Origin of the sequence: Bradyrhizobium arachidis (assembly GCF_024758505.1) — a bacterium.
Classification (GTDB): domain Bacteria; phylum Pseudomonadota; class Alphaproteobacteria; order Rhizobiales; family Xanthobacteraceae; genus Bradyrhizobium; species Bradyrhizobium manausense_C.
The window spans coordinates 1,218,691-1,230,397 of record NZ_CP077970.1 but is presented as its reverse complement, the minus strand read 5'-3'; the positions used below and the strand labels follow the sequence as shown (position 1 = coordinate 1,230,397).

The following is an 11,707-nucleotide window of genomic DNA, read 5'->3' as shown; positions in this document are numbered from 1 at the left end:
GCGAAAAAATGCGTGTCAGCGCGCCGGCGATTTACGCCGCTCTGCAAACCCTGGAAGATGACCTGCAAGATCGACGGTTGTTTGGCAAGGAAATTCGTCACCTTGATTGCGTTCTCCATTATGCTGACGTAGTCGCAGCTGTAAGGTTTCGAGCCCCTGAATGAACTGAAAGGCGTTTTGTTGGGCGATGGCCGCACCGAGATCGCGCAGCTACTTCACCCGCGCACGCAGAATGTAGGCGATCGGTCCGAGCGGCTTTGCGGCTTCGGTCCAGATCGGACCGTGATAGGCCTCGTCGGGCTGCGTGAGCAGCGGAAAACGCGACGCATGCGCCTCCCAGTCGAAATTGCCGCCATCGATGATGGCGTCTCCGATCAAGGTGCCATGGCCGCCGCTATATTTGGTCCCCGTCAAACTCAGAGCATCGCAGCCTAAGCTACAACCTGCACCGGGATCACGGAATAACCGCGCACGAAGTTTGATGCGACCCGCACGGGCTCGCCAACGATCTTGACGTTCAAGCGTCCATTCAACATCTCCTCCCAAAGGATCTTCAGCTGCAGTTCCGCAAGATGTCTACCAACACAGCGATGGATACCGAATCCGAACGAAAGATGTTGCCGCACGTTCTTGCGATTGATGACGAAGCTGTTGGCGTTGTCGATGATCTCATCGTCCCGATTACCAGAGATGTACCACATGACGACCTTATCGCCTTTTCTAATTTGTTTGTCACCTATGATGATATCGGCCGAGGCGTTGCGGCGCATGTGTGCGATGGGCGTCTGGTAACGAATAATCTCGGACACAGCGCTCGACACCAGCATAGGATTGTCTCGTAGCTTTCGTAGCTCGGACGGGTTCTGGTTCATGAACAAGAGGCCACCGCTAATTGAATTGCGCGTGGTGTCGTTTCCGCCCACAATCAGGAGGATAAGATTTCCAAGGAACTCACGTGAGTCCATATTCCGGGTCGCAGGTGAATGCGCCATCATCGAAATCAAGTCGAGCCGAGGCTCGGCATTTATCCGACTGCGCCAAAGCCGTGCGAAATAATCCAAGCACTCGGACAGGACTGCGCTTCGCTTGTCCCAGCTGTCAATCGCGTGGCCCTGTTTCGGAGTTGAAACGGCTACGTCCGACCAATACGACAGCAGCCGTCGATCCTCAAAAGGAAAGTCGAATAGCGTGGCCAACATCTGCGTCGTCAGCTCAATCGAGACCTTGTCGACCCAGTTGAAGGTCTCATTGCGCGGCAAGCCGTGAAGAATCGCTCTAGCGCGACATCGAATTAAGCTTTCGAGCTTGGCCAGATTTTCCGGTGCCACGATTGGACTTACGGTGCCGCGCTGCTCGCCATGTTTAGGGGGAGCCATCTTAATAAAACTCGGAGGAAGATGTTCCGCTGGCACATCGACAATGGTGACGCCTTGCTCTGACGAGAACACTTTATGATTTGTATCAACGGCTATGATGTCGCGGTATTTGGTTATCGACCAATATGGGCCGTACGGACTGTCTTGACAGTAGTGAACGGGATCTTCCCTTCGCAGCCGCTCGAAGTAAGGCCATATGCTATCGTCTTGAAAGCGCTTGGGCCCGCTTACGTCCAAACCAGTCAGCTGGATGTTACACGGATCCTCGCGTCCGTGATCTGCTTGTAACGTATCCATGAGTTTCTCCCGGCGCTGGTCGCCCGACTCTTGGTTCGCCCCCGCTCTTGCGCCTGAGTGTAGGCAGCGGACGATATCCGAAAGTGGAGCGCACGCTCCCTACCATTTCCCGGAGGAGCGCAAGGTTGCTTTCACTTGTATATTTAGCGACACGGCCTCGCCTAATCGCAACTGCATCGCTGACCAATGGCGTTGAAAAGAACATGGCTGGCCATAAGCGGCCACGGCGTTAAGATCGCTGAATGCGACGCCTTGGGCACATCACGCTTGCGTTTTGTCGGTGGGCAGCACTTCGGGAGTGAAATGTGGAAGAGTTGATTCTGATCGCCAAGGGAGATGAGTTCTCACGAACTATGCAGCGGCAGGCCGGCCTGTACGGAGGATGTTAGATGGTCTGGGAGGAAGAAGCTCTTGTGGGCCAGAAATGCGGGACGTTCTGTGGAGTTGAACGCAGAAGCAGGCCTACCGAGATCCGCTTTGACGGGAGGTCGAACGTTGACGCAACGATCCGCTTTAGGGATTCGATTGACCGCATTGTATGCCGCTACGTTTGAGACGCCTTGTCCGATTGCAGTTCCCTCATATGCGCGCGGCAAGCTCAAGCTTACGGTCGGGGCGGCCCAACCGGAGACGGAACTGGTCCACAGCGGCAGAACATGTTGGTTCTTGTCAGATCCCGGCCTGCCCCGGGGCGATGCTAGTTGACACCCTAAACTTGCCGAACGACCTGCTTCGGAAGGGCCTGGAGTAGCTAGAGAGGACACGTCGGGTGCGAGAGGAAAACAGTGACGCCTCACTGGGAATACCAGCTTAGATTTGATGCAAGCGATTCGGCTGCGGCGGAAGCGATACGACTAAGACACCAAGAGCCGAAGTTGGGGCCATTGTTCGATACTCTCGTATCCCATCGTGCCGCGCCAAAATGTCTGTTCGATGCCTTTGCCGAGTATGTGACCGCCGGCGAAAAATACGGCATCGAGCGGTATCCGCTCTACGAATGGACAAAGGCGATGATCGAGAATCCGGCGAAGCGAGAGAAGTATTTGAAGAGCTTCGCAGTCTACGTGGACGACCGCGAGGCCTATGCCAAGGCAACTGCCGATACATTGGAGACAGCCCTGCAGCCGCTGGTCGGCTGCGGACTGATTGCGCGGATAATCAAGCACGACACCAATCCCGCCAACAATCCGCAGCCGCCAAAGTGATGAAAACTGCCTGTCCGGAATGCAGTGCCCTCTTTCGCCCAAAGTGAATCGTGAGCCGTCGTTCTTACTCTCACACCGAAGCGGTTTGCGCAATGCGTGGGCTGGTCAACCCGATAACGTCAGCAATATACGGCTCTCGCGCAATCGGCTTCCCCGTGACCGCGCGAAACTGCAAGAGTCCGCAATGCCGCCAACTGCTCTTCACTCGCCACGACTGGAGATTTACCTGACATCCCCCGCCTCCGCGAATGTGAAGACGGAATCACACACAGCATCCGTTGGCCAGTAAGATGAAAGGGCGCCGACGGCGAACAGATTGAGGGCAATAGTCTATGCGGTTTCGCAGTTGGCACGTGTTTTGAACAAGAGGCCTTACGCAGAACAGCTCAATGGGAGACGAGGTGATGCCTCATAAAAATCGTTGCCTAATCTCGACCTCGACGCGCGACGCTTGCTAACCTGTTCGGCCGTGCCGGGAGCCCGATTCAAGCGCAGCCATCGCACGATGTTCGTATCGATTGTGTGTCGTGACCTCTTTGTACTTGCAATCTCAAAGCGTCCTTGTCGTTTCTTTCGAGCGGGCTGCCGAACGTTGTCGACGCCGAGAAAGTCGACGCTTCCTTTAGGAAGGGCAGGATCCAGATGACGCTCCCAGGCGCACAGGTGCTCGCCACGCAGATCCAGATCGAGGAGCCTTCGTCCGAAGCGGCCGTCGAAGGCGGCCTTCTGAAGCAGGAGGGGAGCCCGGAACGGGAAACAAACGCATCCGAAGAAACCTCCGTGGTGCATCGCTCGGAGGTATCGGTGCTGTGCTCTACCCTTGCAACTCTGACGCCCGAAAACGACATCATGACAGCGGAGTCGGACGTCACTTCTGCGAACGCAAGCATTCGGGCAAGCACCCTCTGGACAATTGTGCTCGGCTTTGCCGCCGATCCGTTAATGCGTTGGAGTTGGCCTGACCCAGGGCAATATCTTAGGAGCATGCCTCAATTCGTTAACGCCTGTGGCGGACGAGCATTCGAGCATGGCACAGCGTACGTCACGGGAGAGAGTCGCGCCGCGGCCCTGTGGCTGCCTCCCGACGTGCAGCAAGATGAGGATGCGCTGGACGCAATCATGGCGCTGTCCCTGCGCCCGGAGATCACCGAAGATATGGCACACCTACGGCAGGGAATGGCCGAGCATCACCCCCCCGAGCCACATTGGTATCTGCCTCTCATTGCCGTCGATCCGAACTGGGTCGGACAAGGACTTGGCACACTGCTGATGAAATACGCTCTTCAACGATGTGACGAGCAGGGCGTCGCTGCCTACCTCGAAAGTTCGAATCCGGAGAACATTCCCTTTTACCAACGTCACGGCTTCAAGGTTATTGGAGAGATACAGCACGGTTCTTCGCCGCCACTCATGCCAATGTTGCGGACGGCTTGTTGAGCGGAATTCGGAGACGCTTCGCATGCTGAAACGGCGAACTGGTCTAGCCAGAGGTTGCGGCCTCTAAGGCGCCACAGCGAGTGAGCTGCAGTCCTCAATCAGCTTCTTGCTCTATTCAAATCCCTATCACCACGACCCGGCCGGTGATCTGGAAGAACTTCGGCGCTTTGTTGGATCATGACGTCCGGTCCGCACCATCCTGCTCTCCACGCAATCGGGAGCAGGAGCGCTATGAAACCGCACGTTCGTCCGGCTGCGGTCGCGCGAGCTGATCTTTGCAAATACAAGGTCGAGGCGGGGCCGTTCGCAAGCTGCTGATGGCATCGCGCGGCGAGATCGGCATGAGTGAACGTGGCCTCCATCCAGATGCCACCAGTGCGCATCGCCTCCGGGCAGACGTCCCGATCGGTCGGGGGGCAGCCGTTTTCGAGCTCGAAGCGAGCGCGGAACCAGTGACAGCTCAAAATGTATCCTCGACGCTAACGCGCTGTATTCACGCCGATAAATTGTCGCCCACCTTTGCCGCGATGAAGAGGCGAGATCGAAGGGGTATGGTCGAGTGGTCATAGCGCGAAGGGTGACTCGCGCCATCTGCGCTCGGCCATATTCGCTTTTGATGCAAACGACGAGGTGTTCATTCCGTCGCCCTATCCAGTCGGGATTGATCGGCAATGATCTAACATGACCGCGTTCGATTGAAGACGGTTATGTTCGGGGCCAGACAATGAACACGCGAGGCCCCCGCCCTGGCCGACGCAAAGCATACGAATCCGTCTTTGGCAAAGTTGGCACGTCTGATGCTGAGAGCTGGTGAGGGTTCAGTTCACCGAGCGTCGATCACTTCCGGCGGGCATCGATGGACTCCCAACAATTTGTAGTTTAAGGGCCGCACAAAGCGATGAATGGCGTGACACCTATGGCTACCGAGGATCGATCCGGCAAGAATCGGTTTGTGGAATGTCGGCCGATCGACGCGATCATGGCGATCGATCGCATTGCAAGATCGGATCCGGAGAGGGTTGCGCTGAGGGTCGGCGCAGGCGAACTCACCTACAAAGCGCTGCGATCAAGATCGGATGCCCTCGCAAGGACATTACGAGAGCATGGCGCTCAGGGCGCGGTCGTCGGCTATTGGGGTGAGCGGGACCTCGACTGGGCGACGGCGGTCGTCGCAATTTTGAAGGCGGCATCAACGTACCTGCCGCTCGATCCATCGTTACCGGCTTCGCGTACATCATTCATGATCGAGCAGAGCCGCTGCGCTTTGATTATTGGCCCACACCAGCTGGATTCGCCCAGCCTGTCACAGGCGAATAGCAAAGGCGCCACGCAATTCATGCCGATAGAGGCCGCGTTACGACATGGCCAGACTTCGTCTGTCGTGCCGTCCTCGAACGAGGATGGACTCGCCTACATTCTGTTTACGTCTGGTTCGACGGGCCTGCCTAAGGGCGCAATGATCGAGCGCGCAGCCCTAAACAATCATCTGGCGGAAAAATCTAATGCCCTAGCCCTCACTCGGACGGATTGCATCGCGCAGACGGCATCGCACTGCTTTGACATCTCGTTGTGGCAGCTTCTGGCCGGGCTTTGCGTCGGAGGCTGTATCGCGATCCTTGATGATGCGACACTGAAATCGCCAGCATCCCTTCTCAAAGCAATTCAAGGGTACGGCGTGACGGTTGTTCAATTCGTTCCGTCGATGCTTGCAATATTTATTGAACATCTGCAGTCGCTAGCGGCGGCTGAGCGAGCTCTGGACAGTTTGCGGATCATCTCTACGGTCGGAGAGCCTCTAACACCCGGACTGGCGCGCTCGTGGCTTGCCTTGTATCCCCGGGTTCCCATTCTCAACCACTACGGGCCAACCGAGTGCGCGGACGGCGTTACACATCATCTGGTTTCCGTACCGCCTGCGCTGGCTGACCTTTATGTGCCGATCGGCAAGCCGATTTCTAACCTTGAGGTTTATGTCGCCGAGGGATCGCGGCTGTGCAACACGGGAGAGGTCGGCGAAATATGTGTTAGCGGCGTTGGTGTCGCCGCTGGTTACGTCAATGACGATGTCCGCACCAATGAAGCCTTTGTGCCAAACCCGTTCTCAAACGACCCGCCGCTCAGGCGTCTATACAGGACCGGTGATCTCGGGCGCGTTCGTTCCGATGGCCTTTTGGAATGTCTCGGTCGAAGGGACCGTCAGGTCAAAATCCGCGGGCACAGAATTGAGCTGGGAGAACTCGAGGCCCGCCTCTCCGCTCATCATTCGGTACGTGGCGCCGTCGCGGTCGCCTCCGTCTGCGCAGGCGTAAAGCTTATGGCGAGAGACATAACCGGGGTCGAGGGTGCCACCGGATCGAGACGACTCATCGCGTATGTATCAGCTCCGGCTGAACTGACGGAAGGCGAGCTTCGGAACTTTCTTGCCGAAGCGCTTCCCACCTACATGCTGCCAGAGAGGATCATCCACGTCGGCCGTATTCCGCTCACCAGAAACGGAAAGGTCGATTTTGGAGCATTGCCGGACCCGACCAGTGTTCGCCCTGCATTGCCGACGCCATTCGAAGAACCGCAAACAGGACTTGAAGCCCAGCTGTGTCAAATTTGGTCCGCCGTTTTGCGTATTGAGAACATTGGCGTGAATGACCAATTCATAAGCCTCGGCGGAGACTCGCTCCGGGCAATGCTCATATTGAGCCAGTTGCAGACCCAACTCGGAGTGAAAACGGATTTCAGGCTGGTGCTGAATGGAACGATCCGATCTCTCGCCGCTTCGATCTCGGCCCGATTCGACTCCAAACCGTGCATAGCCCCGACCTACGGAAAGCTTTTGCGATCGCCTCTGACGCGAGTTCAGGAGCACCTATGGTTTCTCTCGCAGCTTGATCCGTCTGCCAGGGACTACGTCATCCAGGGCGGCCTGCGAATAAGGGGAATCATCGATCTGGCCGCGTTCAATCGCGCCTGGACCGATGTCGTTCATTCCCATCAGGCACTATCGGCCCGCTTTATCGACGAGGACGGTCCGGTTCAGCTTTTTGATGCTCCGCAACGTGCAAGTCTTGAATTGACTGACGCGTCTCATCTCACGGCGCAGGAAGGTGAGGAGCTGATCGCAGAGTTACGGCGCACAGAGCTGAACGGAAGCTTTGATCTCAGCCAAGGCCATCTGTTTCGCGCGCGCATGATCCGTTTTGGCTCTGACAACCATCTCATACTGATCACCGCTCACGAAATTATCATCGACGCCTGGTCGATCTCTGTTCTAATCAGGGACCTTCGACAACGGTGCGTAGATGCGGCTGCGTTTTTGCCAGAGAACCGCGCGTCGCTCTCGACCTACGCTCTCTGGGAAAAGCAACACGTGACTCCGGAGACGCTGGCCAACCAACGTAGCTATTGGCGTCGTCAGATTGGTGATGATCCGCCAGTGCTTTCGCTTGGAACGGGAAAAGCGCGGCCGCAGACAAATTCGCACCGCGGCGCCTCGCATGCGGTACTTCTTGGCAGCGATCTCTCCAATCAGGTACGGGAGTTTGCGCGGCGACATAGGTGCACCACATCGACAACACTCCTCGCATGCTTCAAGCTGCTGCTGAAGATGTATAGCGGTCAGGACGATATTATCGTTGGCACACCGCACGTCGTACGGGATCAACCTGGCAGCACCGACATTGTTGGCTTCTTCCTCAATATGCTGCCAATCCGCACCGCGATCGATGTCGGCCAGTCGTTTGCGGTTCATGCTTTACGCATCCAGGACCTGGTCAGCGATGCCATCGCAAATTCAGCATATCCGTTCGGCTGGATGGTAAGGGATATCCGGCTACATCGCGAGGCCGGACGCTCACCGATCTTCCAGGTCATGTTCAACATGTATTCCGAGGCCGCGGAGCCACTTGGCCAACATGAGTTGGATCTGACATTTCGCGAATATGAGACCGGCTATGTAAAATTTGATCTGACATTGTACGCACAAGATCAGAACGATGAAATTGCCCTCCAGCTGGCGTATGCTGAGGGTATATTTTCCAGCGATCTGATTGTCCGGATGGCCGACAATTTGCGCTGTCTGATTGCAGCCTGCGTCGAGAAGCCGCTTGCGCCCATTAAAGACCTGAGCTGCCTCAGCGTGTCAGACGTCACTATGCTGGACTCGCTGGATGGCTCGGCGCAGCCATATGAGGCTGAATGTCCGCTTGTCGAAGCGTTCGATCAGATCAGCGTCTCCAATCGCAGCCAGGTGGCATATTTCGGTGATTTCGGTGAGATCACATTCGGCCAATTGCGCGAGCGCGTAACAGCCATCAGGTCGTTGCTGCAGGCTTCCGACGTGGGGGCTGGCGATATGGTCGCTATGCTGGTCGACCGGTCGCCTGACATGGCCGCTGTTTTTCTTGCGGCGCGAGCCTTGCAGTCCATTGTTGTCCCAATATCGCCGGATTATCCGCGTCATCGGATCGAACATATCCTGCGAGATACTCAGGCAAAGCTGCTGGTTCACGCAAATGCCGCTGACCTTGGTTTTGACATGCCGTCGATTTGTCTATTGAACCTCGAAGAGTGCGACGCGCCCGCGTACGATTTTGAGCGCAGCGACAAATCATCCGATCAGGGAATTGCGAGCCTTATATACACGTCGTCCTCGACCGGGAGGGCCAAGGGGGTTCTGATACCGGAATCGGCAATTCTCAATCGACTGAACTGGATGTGGCGAAGCTTTCGCTTCAACAGTACCGATGTGATGGTTATCCAGAAGTCCGCATCCCTTGTTGCGTCCGCTTGGGAGTACTTTGGGGGGCTTCTAAGAGGTGTGCCCGCGCTGATCCTGACCCAAGAGCAGTTGCTGGATCCAGAGCTATTATTGTGCATGTTGGTAAGACATCGCGTGACACACTTATTTGCCTCGCCCCCACTCCTGTCCGGCCTCATTGCTTCCCAGGAGCGACACCCGCGACCAACCGCCTTGCGGTTGGTCACAAGCAGCGCCGAACCGATGCCTGCCTGGCTCCCCGTTCGCTGGCGTACGCATTTCCCGGACGTGCCGTTGTGGAACTTCTATGGTGCTACAGAATGCGCGTCGAATGCCGCAATCTACGAAACATCGGATGCCGACAACGGCTCTTCGCTCGTCCCCGTGGGGCGCGCAATCGATAACGTCAAACTCTACGTGCTCGATGCCCAGTTGAAGAGAGCCCCTGTCGGAGCCGCCGGCGAACTCTGCATCGCGGGACGCTGCGTGAGTACTGGGTACTGGCGGGATCAAGATCGGACCAACCGCTGTTTTGTGCCCAATCCGTATGATGACGGACAATACAGCATTCTTTATCGAAGTGGCGATATCGCACGCATCTCAACCGGCGGCCTTCTCGAGATTTGCGGCCGATCGGACAACCAGATCAAGGTACGGGGCTTTCGTATCGAGCTAGAGGAGGTCGAAACGGCCCTTGAGTCTCACCCGGCAATCGCAAAGGCCGCGGTCGTCGCGGACGGCATAGAGGATCATCGTCGCTTGACCGCTAGCGTGGTTCCGGCTCGCGACAGTCTGAGCTCTGGAGATATTGTCACCCACCTGCGCCAAACATTGCCGTCCTATATGATTCCTGCCGCCTTCCGTTTGGTTGACAGTATCCCCGTTACAGCGAGCGGAAAGATAGATCGTGCTCGCCTGTCGTCCGTTCCTTACCGCGAGGTCGGGCCCGGCCCATCTGCTAAGCCCCGCACGAGGGAGGAGCATATTCTTGCTACGATCTGGCAGGATCTATTGGGCGCCAAGTGGGTCGGAATCGATCAAAACTTCTTTGATATCGGCGGAAACTCTCTTCTGAGCGTGCGCTGCGTCACGCTGGCGCGCAAAGCCGGGCTGACTCTCACTGTCGACCAACTTTATCGAACACCGACCATCAGGGAATTAGCGGCAGACGGCGCGGCGGCTACACCCGATACCTTCCCTTCGGGGGACAGCTCATTGCCAGTCACCCCCGCCATCTCATCTTGGAACCGTCTCGCCGGCTTCGATGAGCATTTCAACATCGGCGATCTTTTCTTCTTGCCCCGCGGACTACTGAATATTCGAATTCTCGAGCATGCCCTTGCCCATGTCATGGATAGGCACGAAGGCCTCAGACTCCGCATTGCCCGAACCGACGATGGTCTACGTGTGACAATTGGACCTTCCGTGGCTGAACGCCTCGTGGAGGAGATCGATCTTGTCGGAATGACCGGCCTAGAACAGCGTAAGGCAATCGAGAGCATCTCAGCCAGACGTCAACATATGTTTCGGTTTGACGGCCAGACGCCTCTTGTTAACGTCGCGGCGTTCCGCACCTCGGAAAGCGGCGATTACCATCTGCTCTTCCTTTTGCATCATTTTGTAGCGGACGGGATAGGCTATCGACTGTTCCTGGAAGCAATGGATGCGGCGTACAACGCACTTGCCTCGGGCCACGCCGTGACGGGTCCCGAGAACATACAAATGCTCTCCCCATGGTTGAAGCGCCTTGAGCACTACGCGAACAGCGAAGCGCCAGCTGAACTCTCATACTGGGAGGGGATTGACTACCATCAGTTCGATTTACATATCAGCGACACTTCATCGGGGGCTGCGAGCTTTTCGGAAGTGACCGCAAGAGAGCTTCACTATGCAGGCCTTGAAGGTCGCTTGAATGAAGCAGCTTGCCGGTCCCTTTGGGAAGATCAGGCCAAGTACTATCTGGAGATTGACAAGGAAGCGACAGCTCGTCTCCTCAATATTGCGGCCAGATCGGTGCATTGTCAGGACTTTGATGTGTTCCTTGCCGCCATATCCGGCGCCTTTGGACAGGTTTTCGGCAGCTATTCGCTCTGGATTGATAGCCTCACCTCCACCCGAGGTCGGCTGTTTGATGATCTCGATCCATCTCAGATTATCGGCGTTATCAGCGAGATCGTTCCGCTTCCCTTGGCTCTCACGGGAACGGAGCCCAGGCCCGATCGTGCTCGTTCAATTTATCGCCAGCGCAATGCCCTGCCGCGCAGCGCAATAGGCTTTCGCGCCATGAAATTCCTGAACCGAGATCCCGCCGTGCGGAGCCGGATCAATCGCCTGCCCTTACCCCGAATTGGATTGAATTACCGAGTTGGTTTGCAGCGCCATTTTCCACGGCACTTCCTAGCCAAGGACCCTTCTCCACTCTGGATCGGCAAAGAGATGGATGAAGCAGGAGTGAACTACCTCTTCTGGTTCAGCGTCGGCTATGAAGCCGGCCATCTACAGATCGAAACGAGATATAATCCGACCCAAGTGGGTTATGAGGTGACCCGCAATCTTTGCACGGTGTTGCGACAGGAGCTGTTGCAGACGATCAGCGAATTCGGAAAGACTGGCGACACCTTCATCCATGAATGAGCCGGAAA

At 56.5% G+C, this 11,707-nt stretch carries 5 protein-coding genes; 3 read left to right on the top strand and 2 right to left on the bottom strand.

From position 1 onward, the window contains the following. Positions 1 to 210 precede the first annotated feature (210 nt). Together KUF59_RS43975 and KUF59_RS05650 are read right to left on the bottom strand one after the other, a co-directional pair. Complete coding sequence (locus KUF59_RS43975; protein ID WP_309500931.1) at positions 211 to 414, bottom strand: hypothetical protein; 204 nt, start codon at positions 412 to 414, stop codon at positions 211 to 213. Between the two features lie 17 nt (positions 415 to 431). Next, entirely contained in the window at positions 432 to 1,673 is a 1,242-nt protein-coding gene (locus KUF59_RS05650) for a cytochrome P450 (RefSeq protein ID WP_258768640.1), read from the bottom strand. Positions 1,674 to 2,458: 785 nt separating this feature from the next. On the opposite strand from KUF59_RS05650, the gene KUF59_RS05645 reads away from it, so the two are divergent. From KUF59_RS05645 to KUF59_RS05635, 3 genes are all read left to right on the top strand, one after another. Next, the gene (locus KUF59_RS05645) at positions 2,459 to 2,878 is read left to right on the top strand and encodes a hypothetical protein (protein ID WP_258768636.1); all 420 of its coding nucleotides are present in this window, start codon (positions 2,459 to 2,461) and stop codon (positions 2,876 to 2,878) included. 849 nt (positions 2,879 to 3,727) lie between these two features. Further along, positions 3,728 to 4,315 carry a GNAT family N-acetyltransferase gene (locus KUF59_RS05640; protein WP_258769946.1) on the top strand — a complete coding sequence of 196 codons (588 nt, stop codon included), beginning with the start codon at positions 3,728 to 3,730 and terminating at the stop codon, positions 4,313 to 4,315. A gap of 916 nt (positions 4,316 to 5,231) precedes the next feature. After that, complete coding sequence (locus KUF59_RS05635; protein WP_258768634.1) at positions 5,232 to 11,699, top strand: non-ribosomal peptide synthetase; 6,468 nt, start codon at positions 5,232 to 5,234, stop codon at positions 11,697 to 11,699. Positions 11,700 to 11,707: the final 8 nt, after the last annotated feature.

Excerpts from the sequence above, each read along its gene's own strand:
- KUF59_RS05650 (WP_258768640.1), bottom strand. The coding sequence starts at position 1,673 with ATGGATACGTTACAAGCAGATCACGGACGCGAGGATCCGTGTAACATC.
- KUF59_RS05640 (WP_258769946.1), top strand. The coding sequence starts at position 3,728 with ATGACAGCGGAGTCGGACGTCACTTCTGCGAACGCAAGCATTCGGGCA.
- KUF59_RS05635 (WP_258768634.1), top strand. The coding sequence starts at position 5,232 with ATGGCTACCGAGGATCGATCCGGCAAGAATCGGTTTGTGGAATGTCGG.